16 protein-coding genes are annotated in these 17107 nt (G+C 67.1%); 9 read left to right on the top strand and 7 right to left on the bottom strand.

Going from position 1 to position 17107, the window contains the following annotated elements:
• Positions 1-24 precede the first annotated feature (24 nt).
• Positions 25-537: a GNAT family N-acetyltransferase gene (locus AVT10_RS11030; protein WP_332307342.1), complete on the top strand. Its 513-nt coding sequence runs from the start codon at positions 25-27 to the stop codon at positions 535-537.
• Between the two features lie 10 nt (positions 538-547).
• Here the strand turns inward: AVT10_RS11030 and AVT10_RS11025 are convergent, their stop codons facing one another.
• Positions 548-1741: a hypothetical protein gene (locus AVT10_RS11025; protein ID WP_066691023.1), complete on the bottom strand. Its 1194-nt coding sequence runs from the start codon at positions 1739-1741 to the stop codon at positions 548-550.
• A 149-nt stretch (positions 1742-1890) separates the two neighbouring features.
• On the opposite strand from AVT10_RS11025, the gene poxB reads away from it, so the two are divergent.
• Positions 1891-3609, top strand: a complete 1719-nt coding sequence (poxB, locus tag AVT10_RS11020; RefSeq protein WP_066691021.1) for a ubiquinone-dependent pyruvate dehydrogenase — start codon at positions 1891-1893, stop codon at positions 3607-3609.
• Between the two features lie 34 nt (positions 3610-3643).
• Here poxB and AVT10_RS11015 read toward each other — a convergent pair whose 3' ends face one another.
• Genes AVT10_RS11015 through AVT10_RS11005 form a run of 5 tightly spaced genes read right to left on the bottom strand, consistent with a single transcriptional unit; the run spans position 3644 to position 9810 of the window.
• Positions 3644-4171 (bottom strand): DUF4303 domain-containing protein, encoded by a 528-nt coding sequence (locus AVT10_RS11015; protein WP_066691018.1) that lies wholly within the window; start codon positions 4169-4171, stop codon positions 3644-3646.
• Between the two features lie 28 nt (positions 4172-4199).
• Positions 4200-4376 carry a hypothetical protein gene (locus AVT10_RS18260; protein WP_157092752.1) on the bottom strand — a complete coding sequence of 59 codons (177 nt, stop codon included), beginning with the start codon at positions 4374-4376 and terminating at the stop codon, positions 4200-4202.
• Positions 4377-4419: 43 nt separating this feature from the next.
• Complete coding sequence (locus tag AVT10_RS17830) at positions 4420-4827, bottom strand: NTF2 fold immunity protein (RefSeq protein ID WP_084401607.1); 408 nt, start codon at positions 4825-4827, stop codon at positions 4420-4422.
• Between the two features lie 8 nt (positions 4828-4835).
• Positions 4836-9371, bottom strand: a complete 4536-nt coding sequence (locus AVT10_RS11010; RefSeq protein ID WP_066691015.1) for an RHS repeat-associated core domain-containing protein — start codon at positions 9369-9371, stop codon at positions 4836-4838.
• A 13-nt stretch (positions 9372-9384) separates the two neighbouring features.
• Positions 9385-9810, bottom strand: coding sequence for a DUF1795 domain-containing protein (locus tag AVT10_RS11005; protein WP_066691013.1), 426 nt, complete (start codon positions 9808-9810; stop codon positions 9385-9387).
• Positions 9811-9931: 121 nt separating this feature from the next.
• Between AVT10_RS11005 and AVT10_RS11000 the strand changes: the two genes are divergently transcribed.
• A complete protein-coding gene (locus AVT10_RS11000) occupies positions 9932-10162 on the top strand; it encodes a hypothetical protein (protein ID WP_066691012.1) in 231 nt (76 codons plus the stop codon).
• Between the two features lie 4 nt (positions 10163-10166).
• Here AVT10_RS11000 and AVT10_RS10995 read toward each other — a convergent pair whose 3' ends face one another.
• The gene (locus tag AVT10_RS10995; protein ID WP_232307980.1) at positions 10167-10649 is read right to left on the bottom strand and encodes a hypothetical protein; all 483 of its coding nucleotides are present in this window, start codon (positions 10647-10649) and stop codon (positions 10167-10169) included.
• A gap of 251 nt (positions 10650-10900) precedes the next feature.
• Between AVT10_RS10995 and AVT10_RS10990 the strand changes: the two genes are divergently transcribed.
• From AVT10_RS10990 to AVT10_RS10965, 6 genes are all read left to right on the top strand, one after another.
• Positions 10901-13288 (top strand): TonB-dependent receptor, encoded by a 2388-nt coding sequence (locus AVT10_RS10990; RefSeq protein ID WP_066690994.1) that lies wholly within the window; start codon positions 10901-10903, stop codon positions 13286-13288.
• Positions 13289-13450: 162 nt separating this feature from the next.
• Positions 13451-14134 (top strand): Fe2+-dependent dioxygenase, encoded by a 684-nt coding sequence (locus tag AVT10_RS10985; protein ID WP_066690992.1) that lies wholly within the window; start codon positions 13451-13453, stop codon positions 14132-14134.
• A complete protein-coding gene (locus AVT10_RS10980) occupies positions 14131-14760 on the top strand; it encodes a PepSY-associated TM helix domain-containing protein (protein ID WP_066690990.1) in 630 nt (209 codons plus the stop codon). The genes AVT10_RS10985 and AVT10_RS10980 overlap by 4 nt, the downstream gene beginning before the upstream one ends.
• A gap of 13 nt (positions 14761-14773) precedes the next feature.
• Positions 14774-15262 carry a DUF2271 domain-containing protein gene (locus tag AVT10_RS10975; protein WP_066690983.1) on the top strand — a complete coding sequence of 163 codons (489 nt, stop codon included), beginning with the start codon at positions 14774-14776 and terminating at the stop codon, positions 15260-15262.
• 26 nt (positions 15263-15288) lie between these two features.
• Positions 15289-16134 carry a DUF4198 domain-containing protein gene (locus AVT10_RS10970; protein ID WP_066690980.1) on the top strand — a complete coding sequence of 282 codons (846 nt, stop codon included), beginning with the start codon at positions 15289-15291 and terminating at the stop codon, positions 16132-16134.
• Positions 16134-17105: an FAD:protein FMN transferase gene (locus AVT10_RS10965; protein WP_232307979.1), complete on the top strand. Its 972-nt coding sequence runs from the start codon at positions 16134-16136 to the stop codon at positions 17103-17105. Before AVT10_RS10970 ends, AVT10_RS10965 begins: the two co-directional genes overlap by 1 nt.
• Positions 17106-17107 lie beyond the last annotated feature (2 nt).

Here is a 17107-nt window from a genome sequence, read left to right as displayed (position 1 = left end):
CAGGTATTGCCATATTGTAACGATATGTTGCCCGAACGACACACCATTGTAATACATCGCGTATCGGGAGGGGGTATGGAGACACGAAGGGCAGCGATCGCGGACGCGGAAGCCATGCACCGCGTGCTGCGCGCGATCATCGCGCAGACCGGCCGCGAACGGCCGAACGACGTGGCGTTCGTCACCCGCCACTATATCGCCAACCCGGCGAGCATCGCCTGCACGGTGGCGGTCGATGCGACGGGCGCGGTCATGGGGTTCCAGTCGCTGGTCCGGGCGGAGGCGGGCAATCGCTACGCCGTGCCGCCGGGCTGGGGCATCATCGGCACCCATATCGCCCCGTCCGCGCACCGGCGGGGCGTGGGCGCCGAACTGTTCCACGCCACCCGCGCGGCGGCACAGGCGGCGGGGCTGACCAAGATCGACGCCTATATCGCGGCCGATAACGCCGGCGCGCTACGCTATTACGAGGCGATGGGCTTTCGGACGTATCGGGAGCCGGAGGGCATCGTGCAGAAGGTCTGCACGCTGGGGTAACGGCCGGGCGCTAATAATCCCGCGCGGCATCGAACCATTGCAGCGCCAGCGCGTCGGTGGTGCCCAGCGCCGTCGCCGCATCGGCACGGCCCAGCTGCCACACCGCGTCCGCCAGCGCCTCGCGCTCGGTGGTTTCGATCCCCTTCACCGTGTTGAAATGCGCGGCAAAGGCGGTGATCGCCGCCTGAACTTCAGCCAGCGACGTCGCCGCCGCGATCGCGGCCTGTGCGGTGTCGAACGCGGCATTGGCGATCTTCGCCCGGCGCGGCGGCCATGCGGCGAACGGCCGACCATATTCGCGCGCCCACCATTCGGGCTTACGCAGTTGCGCGATCCGGGTGTGATGGGCGAACGGCCGTTGCCTGGCGCGGGCGTTCAGTTCGCGGCGCAGGCGCTTGCCGACGCCATCGTCGATATCGGTCGCGACGAAGCCGTCCAGATCGGGCCAGGTGGTGAGCGGCGGCAGGCCACTGAGGTCGGGCATGTCGCGAAGCTCAAGGCCCGTCAGCCGCGGATGATCGACAAGCCGGTCGAGATCGGCGATCTCGCCCCTGAGCGTCAGCGAGCGCAGGTTCGGGAAGCGGGCAAGGCCGCGCAACGACACCGGCTGCACCAGCGGGTCGTTCCACAGCGTCAGGCGCTCGACCTGTTCCAGCGCTCCCAGAGCGGGCAGTTCGAGCGGTGGGTCGGCCGCGCGTCGCCGGGTGGCGGGGGCCAGGGTCAGATATTTCGGCGGCACCCCCTCGCACGACAACCGCGAAAGATCGCCTTCCACCCGCAGTTCGAAATGCGGCGATGCCGACCGGTCGGGCAGGATCAGGTGCAGCCGACCGCCCGGTTCGGTCAGGCGCAGCCTTAGCTTGTGGAGCCGGGAATCGCGCGCATCGATCGTCCGGTCCCCGGTCAGCAGCGGGACCCATGTCGCATCCTCGATTCTGCGGGTGCATGCCCGGTCGAACAGTCCGCCATCGCTGCCGGCATAGGTGATGAAGCGCGGCCACGGATAATCGGAGAGCGTGCGAAATGGGTCGAAGACGTGCCAGTCGATCCGATCGTCCGCCGCGACCACCAGGTCGACCCGCCGGCCGGGCGATGCCGGCCCGATCGACAGCGACCCGACCCCCGGTTCCATCACCAGCACATGGCTCTGCGGCCCGGTCAGGTCGATTACGTGGCGTTCCCAGCCCGATTGTCGCTTGCCCATTCCACCCCACTACGGTTGCCGCAGGCGCTGAACCGTCGAGGCGGGGAAGGCGTTGCGTTGGTTTCGCAACCGATCTTGCACACTTCGCACGAAGCCAATCGCGTCGTCGCCGGTTTCCCCTCCCGAACCCGTTTCGCGAAGGACCACCCATGCAGATCGCCGACCTCATCACCGACACGCTGATCGCCGCCGGCGTCGAGCGCATCTGGGGCGTGACCGGGGACAGTTTGAACGCGATCAACGACAGTCTGCGCCGCTCGGGCCAGATCGACTGGATGCACGTCCGCCACGAAGAGGTCGCCGCCTTTTCGGCGGGCGCGGAGGCCGCCGCGACGGGCAAGCTGGCGGTATGCGCGGGGAGCTGCGGGCCGGGCAATCTGCACCTCATCAACGGGCTGTTCGATTGCCAGCGCAACCGCGTGCCGGTGCTGGCCATCGCCGCGCATATCCCGTCGAGCGAGATCGGCCTGAACTATTTCCAGGAGACGCACCCGACCGAGCTGTTCCGCGAATGCAGCCATTTCTGCGAGATGGTGCAGACCCCCGAACAACTGCCCGAACTGCTCCACCGGGCGCTGCGCACCGCGATCGGGCAGCAGGGCGTGGCGGTGCTGGTGATCCCGGGCGATGTGGCGCTGAAGGACGCGCCGAAGACCGCGCGCGCCGACTTCGCCGCCCCCCTCCCCCCGCGCATCGTGCCGCAGGCCGGCGAAATCGAGCGTCTGGCCGAATTGCTGAACGGATCGCAGGCGGTGACCCTGCTGTGCGGCGCGGGGGTGGCGGGGGCGCATGACGCGGTGGTCGCGCTGGCGGCGAAGCTGAAGGCGCCGATCGTCCACGCCTATCGGGGCAAGGAATGGATCGAGTGGGACAATCCGTACGATGTCGGCATGACCGGGCTGATCGGCTTTTCGTCGGGCTATCACGCGATGATGGAGTGCGACACGCTGCTGATGCTCGGCACCGATTTCCCCTATCGCAACTTCTATCCGGACAAGGCGAAGGTCGCGCAGGTCGACCGTGACCCCTCGGCGCTGGGGCGGCGGGTGCAGATCGACATCGGCATCGTCGGCGATGTGGGCGAAGCGGCGGCGGCGCTCACCCCGCTGATCGCGCCCGGCCGCGACGAGGGTTTTCTGACCAAGGCGCGGGCGCATTATGCCGATGCGCGCAAGGGCCTCGACGACCTCGCCACCCCGCGCGACGGGGACAAGCCGCTCCACCCGCAATATGTCGCGCGGGTGATCGATGCGGTCGCGGCCGACGATGCGGCGTTCACCGTCGATGTCGGCACCCCGGCGGTATGGGCGGCGCGCTACCTGACGATGAATGGCCAGCGGCGGCTGATCGGATCGTTCAACCACGGGTCGATGGCGAACGCGATGCCGCAGGCGATGGGCGTGCAGGCGGCGTTTCCGGGGCGGCAGGTCGTGTCGCTGTCGGGCGATGGCGGGCTGACGATGTTGATGGGCGACATGCTGACCGCGGTGCAGATGGCGCTGCCGATCAAGATCGTCGTGTTCAACAATTCGACCTTGGGCTTTGTCGAGCTGGAGCAGAAGGCGGCGGGCTATGTCGACACCAATGTCGCGCTGAAAAACCCCGATTTCGGCGCGATCGCGGCGCAGATGGGCTTTTTCGGCGCCCGCGTGACGCGATCGGACGAACTGGAGGACGTGCTGCGGCAGGCTTTTGCCCATGACGGCCCGGCGCTTGTCGATGTCGTGACCGAGACGATGGAACTGGCCATGCCACCCAAGATCAAGGCGGAACAGGTCAAGGGCTTCAGCCTCTACACGCTGCGCGCGATCATGAGCGGGCGCGGGGACGAGGTGATCGAGCTGGCGCGGGCGAATTTGCTGCGATGAGGGTGGCGGGATGGCGAGGTCGGATTGGTCGACCCTAGCCGAACCGGGAAATAAAGGCCTGGGCGACGTCCGGTGCGTTGAGGTCGGCGGCAGATCGGTTCTCGATTGCCTCCGTCTCGTCGCTATCGGTTATGGTGACGAAGAGCGTAACGCCTTTCAACGCATGACCCCGCGCGTCACGCAGGTGGCGAAGTGCCTCAATCATGGCGTCGATCAATTTTTCGAAGCTGATTTCTTGCTGTTCGTCACGCAATAGAGCTTCAGTAAGCTCATTGTTCAAAGGTTGAAAAAATTCGTTGCCGACCCCTTCGAAACGCCATTCTGCCGAAGACCAGCGAAAGTAGCTTTCGTCCTGCAGCGTTATTTCCTCAATTGCCCGTTCCTCAGATATTTTTTGATTGAGGAAGGGATCGGTATTTGCATTCAGACCGATACCCATCCCATCTTCGGATACGGAGAGGCAAAGAGCATATAGTTGTTCGTGAACCGTTAGAATTCGCAAACGGTCGAATGCCTGTTGTACGGCTTGGATGAGCTCGTTTTCGATTGCGTCCCAATCCATTGATCGTCCTTCCCCAACGCCCGTTCGATCAGGAACAGGGGGCAATCACGCCTGCCGCCAATGCGTCATTATCCCAGCAGAAAGGCAAGTGCTGCACGTCGAAAATGGCACGATCAATTGTATGTTCGGGGAGAGACAAGTCGATCGCCACGCCTGCCTCCGCGCCTGCGCGGAAGAAGTTCCGGGCTACTTCGGCGTAGATCATCAGGTCGTGCCGGGTTAATGCACCATTATTGCGCTATCATATTTCATATATGATGAATTTTCCACTTGCCAGATTCATCATCTAATATTTCTCGCTTATAAAGCTTCCAGCACTCATTTTTATTGGTAAATGTGTACCGAAATGTGTCTCTGAATCCCGCATGCGTTTGAATCCTTATTGTTGCCTTGCTCCCTGATAATTCGATATCTTCGATTGTGTTGCTTTCCGGGTCGTAATCGCAGGGTTTGTGGGTGGATGGTTTATTCAACCGCTCATCCCTCCGCTTTGCGTCTTCCCAAACGTAGGTATCGAAGATCGGACTCAGTTCGCCGATCGCCTGATCCATAACAGATGCAGCATTTTCCTTCATCAGAAGATAAAATTTGTCATTCCACTCCTTCATTTCTGAAGAAAACTTGCGGTAGAGCAGGGATATTTCTTGTTCTGTCATAATTTTTCCTAATTAGGAAATATTCCTGAAAATAATGGTGATCCCTGAGTATCGTAAATATTATATTCTACAGCTGTTGGCCTGGTTCCTCCATTGCCATATTGATAATTTTGTTCGAAGTTAACCGGCTGATTAGTTTTTCTGACGTAATTAGCAATTCTTGACTCAAAGTCTCTGAACTGGCCCCGATTGTAATGGGGATCTTGCGGCCAGACATAATCCTTGCCGCCGCTGCCGCCTAAATTGCTACCGCGCGAATGTCCGGCATCATCCGTTGCGTTTCCGAGCGAGCGTGCCCAAGCGCGCGAGGAGGCATTGGTGTTGGTGCCCGTCCCGATATCTGACGGATGGATCGTTCCCTTGACGCTGGTGATCTCGTTGTTCGGCCCGCGCGTGATGACGTCGCGGGTGCTTGCGGTGCAGCGCGCCAAGCCATCGGGGTCCATCCACCGCAACGGATCATGGACATAGGCATGGGTGCGCAGCCCGCCGTCCACGCCGATCGGGTCGGGCGAGAGATACTGGCCGGTGTCGGGGTCGTAATAGCGGTTGAGGTTATAATGCAGCCCGCTTTCCGCGTCCTCCCATTGCCCCGGAAAGCGCAGCGCGCAGGGTGTCGCCTCGTCCGCATCGCCCCCCTCCCGCCGGTCGCGCAGCAGGGCGCGGGCGGTGCGGGTGCGACCCCATAATTCCGGCTCGGCGCGCCAGCGGCACGCGCCATCCTCGCCGAACAGCGCGTGCGGCGCGCCCAGCTGGTCGGCGACGATCGGGAGCCATTCGCCTTCGGCGGCAAGCGGTTGCGCATCGGCCCCGGCAGGCACCAGCTCCTTGGCGAGCGGGCGCAGGCCACCGGGTTCGAAGTGCCAGCGTTCGATCGACAGGCGGTCCTGCCCATCCTCGCCGCCCGCATGGTGCCATGCCTCGGCTAGCGAAATGCCCTGCCACACATAGTCGACCCGCCGCGTGCCCGGAGCGTCACCGCCGCCGACCAGCGCCTTGCCCACGCGCCGGCCGAACGCGTCGTAGCTGTAGCGCCAGCGCGCGCCGTCGGGCGTCTCCAGCCCGACCAACCGGTCGAACCCGTCCCAGCGATAGCGCCAGCAGCGCGGGCGAAAGCCATGTTCGGACAGGATGCGTTCGACCATCCGCCCGCGCGCGTCGTAGCGGAAGCGATTGGCGCCCGCCTCGACCACGCAATCGTGCCAGTAGCGGTGCTCGCCGGCCAATCCTTCGGCAAGGTTCATCAGCGCGTCGTAGCGATACGCCTCGCGCATCCCGCCGCGCTCGACGCCGACCGCCTGGTCGCGCAGGTCGTAGTGGAAGCGGGTCTCGCCCGTGCCCGCCACCGATCCGCCATCGGCGATCCCGGTCAGCCGCCCGGTGCGATCCCAGTCATAGCGGCGCAGCAGCGCGTCCGGCGCCGCGCGCGTGCCCGAAAAGACCGCGACGCCCCCGGCGCGCTGTTCAGCGAGGCGACCGGCCGGGTCATAGGACTGCGCCAGCTGAAACGCGGTGCGGGTGCCCAGCGCCGCCGTCTCGCGCAGCGTTTCCAGTCCACTGGGGTCATGGGCGAAGCGCAGCGTGTGGCCGTTGCTGTCGTACCGGCGCAGCAGCCCGGCATCGTCGAACTGCAGCGCGGTTTCGCCGCTGGGGCTGGTCCGGCCGATGCAGCGCCCGGCATCGTCATAGCGATAGGTGACGGCGATGCCGTTCTGCTCTTCGGCGATCAGCCGGCCCTTGCCGTCATAGCGGAGCGTGACGTCGGCGATCCGGCGGGGCGTGCCGTCCAGCTGCCATGTCGTGGCGCCGGTCAGCCGGTCGGCATCGTCATAGCGATAGGTGATCGCATCGCTGCCGGCGATCACGCGGACGATGCGGTCGCGGTCGTCCCATTCGAAATGCTGTTCGGTCGCATCCGGCATCCGCTTGGCCAGCACCCGGCCGATCGCGTCGCGGCTATACTGCGTCTCGCGCCCGGCCCAGTCGATCTGCGCCGCTAGCCGTCCGGCGGCATCGTAGCGGAAGCGCCACGCCTGCCCGGTCGCATCGGTGATCGTCGTCAGGCGGCCGGTGCCGTCATAGCCGAAGCGGGTGGTGGCCCCCATCGGATCGATCGTCTGGCGCAGCGTATCGAACGCGCCATGGACGAAGCGCGTCGTCTGTCCGTCGCCCCGGATGCGCGCGGCGAGCAGTCCTTCGCCGTCATAGGCGAAGCGGATTTCGCCGCCATCGGGCATGCGCGTGCGGCTGACCGCGCCGCGCGGATTGTCGGGCGAACGGTCATAGGACCAGCTGCTGGTGCGCCCGGCCGGATCGCTATGGTCGAGCAGCCGCCCGAACCGGTCCCAGCGATAGCGGGTGACCCGCGCCGCGCCGGTGGCGGACGGCGGGTCGTGGCGGGCGACCGGGCGACCGGCCGCATCGTTTTCATAGCGGGTGGTGCCCGCGCCGGCGACGCTCTCCTCGACCAGCGCGCCGCGTTCGTCGTAGCGGGCGGTGCCCCTGGTACCGTCGGTGCCGGTCCATGCCGTGATGTTGCCGGCGGCGTCACGGATATAGTGCGCGCTACCGTCCGGCCCGGCGAACGCCACCAGCGCCCCCCACCTATCATAGCGCCACGCCGCGCTGCGCCCGGCCCAGTCGGTCTGCGCGATCAGCCGGCCGTCGCCGTCATAGGCGAAGCGGGTTTCGCGGCCGGCGGGGTCGAGGCGGCGCTGCAGCCGCTCCAGCGCGTCCCATTCGCTGATCGTGCGCGCGCCGAGCGGATCGACCTCCTCGACCACCAGGTTGTTCGCGTCGTAACGGAAGCTGGTGACCGCGCCGGTCGCATCGACATAGCGCGAGAGGCGCTGTTCCGGGAAATAGAGGAACCGGTCGTCGAACATGCCGTCGCCGGTACGCGTGCCGGTCACCCGCCCGGCCGCGTCGTACAGGATCTCGACCCTGGTCGGGCCGCTGTCCTGCCACGCGTTCAGCCAGCCTTCGCGCGAATAGCGATAATGAAACTCGCCGGTGAACGCGCCCAGCACGTCGAGCAGTTGCCCGCCTGCGTCATAGCGATAGCGGACGACGGGTTCGCGCTCGCCCTCCATCCACAGCGCGGTGATCCAGCCCTGCGGCGTGGTGTCGATGCGAAAGCTGGTGCCGTCGGGCGCGCGCACCTCGCGCAGCCGCCCCTCGGCATCGCGGGAAAAGGCGATGCGGTTGCCGTTGCGATCCTCGATTCCGGCCAGCAACAGCATCGCGGGATCGCGGGTCGGCGCGAACCACAGGAAGTGCTGGCTGCGGCTGTCATAGAGGCGCAAGGCATCGCGCGTGCCGGTCAGGTGGTAATAGGGCGCCTTCAGGTGGCGGGCGTCGACATGGGCGTCGTTGCCGATCGCGAACAGCAGCCGCTGTCCCCCGGCATCCTCCAGCAGCGCGGTCCCCGCCGCCATGTCGAGCAGCAGCCGCTGCGACCAGTTGCAGATCCAGCGCGGGCCCAGCGCCCCTTCGACCCGCATCCTGCCGGGATAGGTGCGATCGAGGCGCAGCGGCAGCAGCCCCGGATATTCGAAATCGGTGCGCGCATCGGCATAGTCGCCGGTGACGACATCGACCGGCTCGCCGAACAGCCGGCGCAGCGGGCCATCGAGCAGCCCGCCCTTGCGCGTCGCCGACCGCATGCCCGCGACCTCGGCGACCGACAGCAGCAGCTGTTCGGCGACCGACAGCGCGGCATCGGGCGTGCCATAGCTGCCAGTGGTGTTGTCGGCGAAGATCGTCGTGCACCCTTCCTGCACCACGGCGTCGCACGACAGCTTGTGGCCGATCCGCGCCATGGGCAGGCTGTTGATGTAGATCGTCTCGCTACCCTCGATGATCGCGGAGGGCGGGGTGCCGGGATGCTTGGTACAGGCGGCGGTGTCGGTGACGCGCGCGGCCTTCTTCCCCTCGAGGAACACGTTGGGGGACCCGGTGTTGATCGGGCCGGACAGGGTGGCGGTCTTGGCACCGGCGCCGGCGATGGCGGAGGTGACGAAGCCGCCCGCCGCGCCCGCGCCGAACGCGACCGCCGCGCCCACCAGTGGCGCCGCCATGCCCGCCGTGCCGATGATCGCCGCCGCGCTGACCGCCACCACCGCGCCGACGACGATGCCGGCCGCGATCCCGGCAAGCAGGCCGTTGAAGGTGTTGTCGTGCGCGATCTGGTGTTCGATATGCGCGGGCTGTGGTCCGGGCGATGCGATGCGTTTCGCGCCGAACTGCTGCGCGACCCAGAACGCCCCTTCGTCCGCATGGACCGCTTCGGCCAGCCATGCCCCGGCCATCGCCCCCGCGATCGGTGCGGCGACGCGCCCGGCGAAGCATTTCAGCGCCGTCACGCCGCCCGATGCACCGGCCGAATAGGCACCGGCTGCAAGGATGCCGGCCGAGGCGACATGGCCGGTGGTGGCGATCGCCGAAACGGTGCCGGCGTTGCTCGACGCCGCCGTCCGGTCGCGCAGGTCGCTGAGCTTCGCGTCGGCGATGGGCGTCGGGGCGGGGGTCGCGGGTCCCGTCACGCCATCGCGTCCGTTATGCGGCGGTGAAGCTGAACGAGGTGATCGCCGCGACCAGCGCGTCGCGCGTTTCGACCTCCAGCCCACCCGGAATCGACCCGGTGAAGTTCAGGATCGCATTGTCGCTGTGCAATACCATGGCCATCACCTGATGGATCGGTTTCCCGTCGGTCTTCCAGGCAAGTTCGATGAAATGTGCCTCATGCCCGTCGATGCGACCGGGGGCGTCGGCGATCGCTTCGAACCCGGCAAGCTGCGACGCGAAATTCTGTCGCTGCTGGATCACATAGTCCTGGAACGTCATCCCCATCGGCAACCGGTCGCGGGCGATGACCAGGCTGGTGCCCATGACCTTCGCGTCGCGGGGCAGCAGCACGTTGATGCTCTGATCCTGCCACGCCATCGGCGCGGCGAGCGATCCTTCGGCAATCCGATACGCCATGCGTGGTCTCTCTCCGCTGTCGATCGTTACGCGTCTAGGTAGCGGCTCGGATCGGCTGCGCCTACCCTTGTTGCAAATAACCGCCTGATTTGGACTGGATGAACGCGCATGGAGGTTGCGGATGAGCGGTAGGGACCGGCCGGTCGTGGGGCAGATTTTCTACGTCCCCCTGTACGAAGGGGGCTATGCGTTCGGCTATGTCAGCCTGATCGACAAGCAGGCAGGGACGCTGTGCAACTTCTTCAGCCTTGTTTCAGAAAAAACCGATGTACCCGATACTATAGCAGACCATAGTATTGCCTTGTACGATCTGCTGATCGGTGTCGACCGTGCCGAAGGAACGGTGCACTGACGCGCTATTCTGGCTGACCGTTGATGAGCCGAACCCGCAACTGCCGGTAATAGCGGGCCGACGCGGCATTGCCGGCGCGGCGATGGGCCTCGGCGGCGGCGGTGGCGCCGGCTAGGCTGTTCTGGAAGGCATGTTCGAACGTATCGGCCGCCTGGTCGAGATGGGGCCGCTCCGGTTCGGGCGTCGTTGCGACCATCATCCATCCGTCCTTGTCCATCACGACGATGCCGTAGTCGGCCTGCCCGGCCCGTGCGCGCCCGGCGAACACGCCCGTTCTCAGCTCCGCCCGCACCCGGCCCGCGCCCAGTCCGTCGGCCAGCCCGGCGCGGCAGCCTCCGGCCCAACCCCCCATCACCGGCCCGCCCTCCACCGCGATGCGGCAGCGGACGCCGGTCGCCGGGGCGGGGGCCGCCGCGATCAGGGGCAGGAGGAGAAGGGCCAGGATGCGCACGCTGCCTGCCATATCGTCACCTCGATCGTTAGACATGTCGACACATCGACACCCTTCGCCCGCACGATGCTATAGCGCGAGGCGCACCGTCGCCAGCACCGATCGCGGACTGCCAGGCAGCAGCTCGCAACACTCCGCCGGCTTCGCACCCGGATAGTTTGGCGATCATGTCTGCAACCGACTTCAAACCGGCAGTCTCGACCACCCGCACCAAACGCAATAACCGTTCGCATTAGCATTGACTCTGCGATTAACTCGCAATAGCTGGCGCCGCAAAGGGGACCAGCATGACCGATCGAATGAGCTTTCTGGCGATGACCTGCATCGGGTTCATCGCATCGGCACCCGCCGTCGCTGCCGACCGCGATGTGGTGCCGGCGGTGCCGACCGGGCCGACGCAGGATCGGGTCGAGGAACGCGACGTGATCGTCGTCAACGGTCAGAAGGCGGCCGAGGCGAAGCTGGAAAGCCCCAAGGCGACCGGGCCGCTGATCGACACCCCGCAGACGATCACCGTCCTGAACGACCAGACGATCCGCAAGCAGAACCTCCAGACGCTGCGCGACGCATTGCAGACCATTCCCGGCATCACCTTCGGCGCGGGCGAAGGCGGCGGCGGTTATGGCGACACGATCAACCTGCGCGGCTATTCGGCGGCCAACGACATCACCGTCGACGGGGTGCGGGATTCGGCGCAGTACAGCCGCACCGACCCGTTCAACCTGCAGCAGATCGAGGTCTATAACGGCGCGAACACCGTCTTCAACGGATCGGGGTCGGTCGGCGGCACGATCAACCTGGTGTCTAAGGTGCCGGGGGTCGAGGACCTGTCGATCGCGCAGGCCTCGGTCGGCACCGACGACTATTATCGTGCCTCGATCGACGCCAACAAGCGCGTGTCCGATCTGGTCGCGGTGCGGCTGACCGGGGCCTATCACCATAACGGCGTGCCCGGCCGTGATGTCGAAAAGTTCGAACGCTGGGGCATCGCGCCGTCGGTGACGATCGGGATCGATGGTCCGACCAGCCTGACGCTCGCCTATGTCCATCAGGAGGATCGCAACACGCCACTCTATGGCGTGCCCTATTTCCAGAGCGCGATCGGCGGGGGCGTGCTGCCCGGCGTCGACCGATCGGACTATTACGGTATCGCCAATCTCGACCGGCAGGACCAGACCGTCGACCGTTTCACCGCGACGTTCCGCCATGCGATCGACGACCATCTGTCGGTGCGCAACCTGACCCGTTGGCAGCGGGTCGAGCAGGCCAGCATCACTAGCGCGCCGCAGGGCACCTATTGCCTCGGCACCACCGGATTGCAGCCGGTCGGCGCGAATGCGGCGGCGACCGTCGGCATCGCCTGCCCCGCGGGCCTCGCGGCCGGCAACTGGCGTCCGTCCGGCCCGCGCGGCCTGTCGCGCGACCAAGTGAACGAGCTGCTCTACGATCAGGTCGACCTGCGCCATGAGACGGGGACGAAGGGGGCGTTACGCAACGTCGCCAATATCGGCGTGTCAGGCACGCTCGAAAATTACCACATCACCAGCGGCAGCCTGGTCCGCACCGCCGCCGGGGTCGCGGTGACCGCGCCGGATCTGGCGATCAGCAACCCCGACACGCGCTGGACCGGCCCGGTCAACCTGACCGTGACCTCCCGCGCGCGGTCGGAAACGCAGAATCTGGCGGTCTATGCGTTCGATACGCTGGAGCTGGGCCGTTATGTCGAGCTGAACGGCGGCGTCCGCTGGGAAGTGCAGGACGCCGCGTTCCGCAACCTCCCGCTGGCGGTCGTGCCGCCGGGCACCACCGCGCTGACCGACCTGCAACAGCGGGTGCAGCGTTCGACCGAGCGGCTGTTCTCCTATCGCGGCGGGGTGGTGGTCCACCCGGTCGAGGCGGTCAGCCTCTATGCCGGCTATGGCAAGGCAAAGATGCCCTCGTCGCAGACGGTGCGTCTGGGCTGCGGTGTGCCGACCGCCATCGGCGCGGCCGATCCGTGCGCGGTGGCGCCGGAAACCGCCGAGAATATCGAAGCGGGGGTGAAGGCCGCGCTGTTCGGGCGCAAGCTGGAACTGACCGCTGCGGTGTTCCGCAACGAACGGACCAATTACCGCGTGCCGTCGAACGATCCGGCGCTGCCCGCCGGGTTGCAGGTGCTCGACGGACGCGCACGGGTCGACGGCATTGCGCTCGGCCTGTCGGGATCGATCGTCCCGGCATGGACGATCTTCGCCAACTACACCTATCTCGATGCGAAGGTCCGCCAGTCGATTTCCGACCGCGATCTGGGCCTGGGGGTCCGCGACCCGCAGGCCGGCGCGCAACTGGTGCAGACGCCCGAACATTCGGGGTCGCTGTTCACCACCTACAAGCTGCCCTTCGGTCTCGAAGTCGGCTATGGCCTGACCTATCAGGGATCGATCGCGCTGAACGTGCCGACGGCGCTGCAACCGGCGCAGTTCCGCGCCGACGATTACCTGATCCACCGGGCCTATCTGGCCTATACGATCGGGAAACGGGCGACGGTGCAGCTGAACGTGCAGAACTTCACCGACGAACGCTATCTGACCGGCATCCGCAGCAACGTGAACGCCACGACCGGCGCGGTCAGCGGCGGGTGGGCGATGCCCGGCGACCGGCGTCAGGCGGTGCTCAGCCTCTATTACAACTTCTGATTTGAAAATGCGTCGAAACGCATTTTGCGGCACCGGTCCGCTCCCCCACCCGACCACCCACAGCGTATCCTTGATGGGTGGCCGGGTGGGGGAGCGGGCCGGCGCCGTCGCGAAAATCGCTCTTTCGCGATTTTTCGAACCGACATCGAAAGGCGGCGTCCGATGCTGATCGCGATACCCGATGTGCTGGACGCCGCCGCCCTCGCCCGCGTCCGGGCGCTGGTCGACGGCGGCGACTGGGTGGACGGCAACGTGACGTCGGGCGCGCAATCGGCGCTGGCCAAGCGCAACCGGCAGCTGCCCGAGGACAGCGCGGCGGCACGCGAGGCGGGGGCGATGGTGCTCGACGCGCTGGGCCGGTCGCCGCTGTTCATCGCCGCCGCGCTGCCGCTGAAGGTCTTTCCGCCGCTGTTCAACCGGTATGAAGGGGGCGAGGCGTTCGCCCTGCATGTCGACAACGCCATCCGCATGAAGCGCGGCACCGATTTCCGCATCCGCAGCGACTTGTCGGCGACGCTGTTCCTCGAAGACCCCGACCGCTATGACGGCGGAGAACTGGTGATCGAGGACCGGTTCGGGCCGCAGACGGTGAAGCTGCCCGCCGGGCACATGGTCCTGTATCCCGCATCCAGCCTGCACCGCGTCACGCCGGTCACGCGCGGTACGCGGACCGCCGCGTTTTTCTGGATCCAGTCGATGGTGCGCGACGACGGCGAACGCCGGCTGCTGTTCGACCTCGACCGGTCGGTGCAGGCGCTGGCCGCCGATCGCGGACAGGGCGACGGCGAGGTCGTGGCGCTGACCGGGCTGTACCACAACCTGCTGCGCCGCTGGGCCGACGCATGACCGCCGCCGTCAAACGCCGCCGCAACTGGCGCGCCTGGTGGGCGAAGCAGCTGATCGCGTGGCACTGGATCAGCGCCGGCATCTCGCTGGCGGCGATGCTGCTGTTCGCGGTGACCGGCATCACGCTGAACCACGCGGCGACGATCGCCGCCGAACCGGTCGTCGCCGAACGATCCGGACAATTGCCGGCCTCGCTGCTGCGTCCGCTCACCCGCGCGGCGGCGACGAAAGGCCCCCTGCCCGATGCAGTTGCCACTGCCGTTGAACAGGCGGTCGGGCTGACGGTCGCGGGCCACGGCGTCGAATGGTCGGAGGGCGAGGCCTATGTCGCGCTGCCGCGCCCCGGCGGCGATGCGTGGGTCAGCATCGATACCGCCAGCGGCGCGATCCGGGCCGAGACGACCGACCGGGGCTGGATCAGCTACCTCAACGACTTGCACAAAGGGCGCAATGCCGGGTCGGCGTGGTTCTGGTTCATCGACGTGTTCGCCATCGCCTGCGTCCTGTTTTCCATCACCGGGCTGTTGCTGTTGCAGCTCCATGCGAAGCGCCGCCCGTCCACCTGGCCGCTGGTCGCCGGCGGCATCGCGCTGCCGGTCGTGCTGGCCGTGTTTCTGATCCACTGAAGGGGAAGTCCCGATGCGTATCCTGTCACTCGCGGTTCTGGGCGGTGCCACCGTCGCCGCCGCACCCGCGCCGCCCGCCGGAACGGTCAGCGTCACCATCCCGCGCCTGTCGGTCGCCGAATATCACCGCCCCTATGTCGCGGTGTGGATCGAACCGGCGGGCGGCGGCGCGGCGCGCACGCTGGCGCTGTGGTATGATGTCCGCAAGGCCGGGGCCGAGCCGGGGACGAAATGGCTGTCCGACCTGCGCGCGTGGTGGCGCAAGGGCGGGCGCAGCATGGCATTGCCCGCCGATGGCGTCAGCGGCGCGACCCGCGCGCCCGGCACCCACAATATTGCGCTGCCTGCGGGCCTGCGCCCCGGCGCCTATGTCCTGAACGTCGAGGCCGCGCGCGAAACCGGCGGGCGCGAGCTGGTGCAGGTGCCGCTGACCATCCCCGCGCGTGCCGCCCGCGCGTCCGGGTCGCACGAACTGGGCGCGGTCACGATCGCCGCCCGCTGATCCCTACCCTGTCGAGGACTTCGCCCATGCCCCGTTTCGCCCGGCACCTGCTTGCCGCCGCCGCCCTGTTGTCGCTGCCCGCCGCCGTGTCCGCGCACCGGTTGTGGCTGCTGCCCTCGGGTACCGTCTTTTCCGGCACCGACAGCTGGGTGACGGTCGATTTCGCCGCGTCGAACGACCTGTTCTACGCCGATCACCAGCCCGGCCGCCTGGAGGGGGTGAAGGTGTGGCAGCCCGACGGCACACCGGGACAGGTGCAGAACGGCGCGACCGGGCGCTATCGCTCGGTCTTCGACGTGAAGCTGGACAAGCCGGGCACGTGGAAGATCGGCACCGCGATGGCGGGCGTGATGGGCAGTTTCAAGGTGAACGGCGTCGAACAGCGCGTCGGCGGACGCGGTGGCCCGCCGGGGCCGGACGGGGTGCGTCGCCCGCCGCTGACCGTGGCCGACATTCCCGCCGATGCGACCGATGTGCAGCTGGTCGAGACCGGCAACCGCAACGAGATTTTCGTGACCTCGGGCGAACCGACCCGCACCGTGCTGAAACCCGTGGGCAAGGGGCTGGAGATCGATTTCGTCACCCATCCCGACGAACTGGTCGCGGGCGAACCGGCGAAGTTCCGGCTGCTGGTCGACGGGCGGCCGGCGCCGGGCGTGAAGGTGACGGTCGTTCCCGGTGGCAAACGCTATCGCAATGCCGAGGGTGCACGCGAGCTGACCACCGGTGCCGACGGGATGCTGTCGATCGACTGGCCGGCGGCAGGAATGTACTGGCTGAGCGCAGGCTATGAGGACGCGAAGCCCAGCGCCCCCCGCGCGACGGGGCGGCGGCTTTCCTATGTCACCACGCTGGAGGTGATGACCCCCTGATGCGGATCGCGCTGCCGACCGATCCGCAGGCGGCGGCGCTGGCCAGCCACGACCCCGCCGCACCGGTGGTGACGTGGACCGGGGAGACGATGGGGACCAGCTGGACGGTGCTCGCCGCGCTGCCGCCGCCGTTGGCAGGCGCGGCGGGGTCGTTGCGACACGCGATCGTGGCGCGTCTGATCAATCTGGTCGCGCAGACGAGCCATTGGGACCCGGCCTCGGCGCTTTGCCGGTTCAACGCGCTGCCTCCCGGGGGCGTCGCGACGCTGCCGGACGATCTGGCGCGGGTGATCGACCTGTCGCTGCGTATCGCCCATGCGAGCGACGGCGCGTTCGATCCCGCGATCGGTCGTCTGGTCGATCTATGGGGCTATGGTCCGCCGGGGCCGTGCCCGCCTCCCGCAGCGGCGGCGATCGATGCGGCGCGCGGGGTGTCGGGCTGGCAACGGTTGCGCTTCGATCCGGCCACCGCGCGATTGCGCCAGCCCGGCGGCCTCGCGCTCGACCTGTCGGGCGTGGCCAAGGGCCATGCGGTCGATGCCGTCGCCGACCTGCTGGCGATGCAGGGCGTGCGGCATTGCCTGGTCGAGATCGGTGGCGAGCTGGTCGGACGCGGCATGCGGCCCGATGGCGACCCGTGGTGGGTCGACCTCGAAGACCCGCCGGGCGCGGCCTTCGCCCCGTTGCGCCTTGCGCTGCACGAAATGGCGGTCGCGACGTCGGGCAATTATCGCCGGGGCGACCACTCGATCGACCCGCGCACCGGCTGTCCGGCCGATACCGGCGTGCTGTCAGTCAGCGTTATCGCCCCCTCCGCGATGCTGGCCGATGCGCTGGCGACGGCGATCGCGGTCGCCGGGCCGGACTGCGGGGTCATCGCGGCGCTGGACGTTGCCGCCCGGATCGTGGTGCAGAGCGACGGCGGGGTGCGCGAGATCCTGACCCCCCGCCTGCGGACGATGCTGGCCTGATC

Origin of the sequence: Sphingomonas hankookensis (genome assembly GCF_001619955.1) — a bacterium.
GTDB lineage: Bacteria > Pseudomonadota > Alphaproteobacteria > Sphingomonadales > Sphingomonadaceae > Sphingomonas > Sphingomonas hankookensis_A.
Note: the sequence above shows the minus strand (reverse complement) of the source record. Positions and strands in the feature narration are given on the sequence as shown.

What these genes read in the sequence shown, in the direction of transcription:
- AVT10_RS11000 (WP_066691012.1), top strand. Translation starts at nt 9,932, where the DNA reads ATGAGCGGTAGGGACCGGCCGGTCGTGGGGCAGATTTTCTACGTCCCC.
- AVT10_RS18260 (WP_157092752.1), bottom strand. Translation starts at nt 4,376, where the DNA reads ATGATCTACGCCGAAGTAGCCCGGAACTTCTTCCGCGCAGGCGCGGAG.
- AVT10_RS11005 (WP_066691013.1), bottom strand. Translation starts at nt 9,810, where the DNA reads ATGGCGTATCGGATTGCCGAAGGATCGCTCGCCGCGCCGATGGCGTGG.
- AVT10_RS10985 (WP_066690992.1), top strand. Translation starts at nt 13,451, where the DNA reads ATGCTGATCGCGATACCCGATGTGCTGGACGCCGCCGCCCTCGCCCGC.
- AVT10_RS10970 (WP_066690980.1), top strand. Translation starts at nt 15,289, where the DNA reads ATGCCCCGTTTCGCCCGGCACCTGCTTGCCGCCGCCGCCCTGTTGTCG.
- AVT10_RS17830 (WP_084401607.1), bottom strand. Translation starts at nt 4,827, where the DNA reads ATGACAGAACAAGAAATATCCCTGCTCTACCGCAAGTTTTCTTCAGAA.
- AVT10_RS10980 (WP_066690990.1), top strand. Translation starts at nt 14,131, where the DNA reads ATGACCGCCGCCGTCAAACGCCGCCGCAACTGGCGCGCCTGGTGGGCG.
- AVT10_RS10965 (WP_232307979.1), top strand. Translation starts at nt 16,134, where the DNA reads ATGCGGATCGCGCTGCCGACCGATCCGCAGGCGGCGGCGCTGGCCAGC.
- poxB (WP_066691021.1), top strand. Translation starts at nt 1,891, where the DNA reads ATGCAGATCGCCGACCTCATCACCGACACGCTGATCGCCGCCGGCGTC.
- AVT10_RS11025 (WP_066691023.1), bottom strand. Translation starts at nt 1,741, where the DNA reads ATGGGCAAGCGACAATCGGGCTGGGAACGCCACGTAATCGACCTGACC.
- AVT10_RS11030 (WP_332307342.1), top strand. Translation starts at nt 25, where the DNA reads ATGTTGCCCGAACGACACACCATTGTAATACATCGCGTATCGGGAGGG.
- AVT10_RS10995 (WP_232307980.1), bottom strand. Translation starts at nt 10,649, where the DNA reads ATGTCTAACGATCGAGGTGACGATATGGCAGGCAGCGTGCGCATCCTG.
- AVT10_RS10975 (WP_066690983.1), top strand. Translation starts at nt 14,774, where the DNA reads ATGCGTATCCTGTCACTCGCGGTTCTGGGCGGTGCCACCGTCGCCGCC.
- AVT10_RS10990 (WP_066690994.1), top strand. Translation starts at nt 10,901, where the DNA reads ATGACCGATCGAATGAGCTTTCTGGCGATGACCTGCATCGGGTTCATC.
- AVT10_RS11015 (WP_066691018.1), bottom strand. Translation starts at nt 4,171, where the DNA reads ATGGATTGGGACGCAATCGAAAACGAGCTCATCCAAGCCGTACAACAG.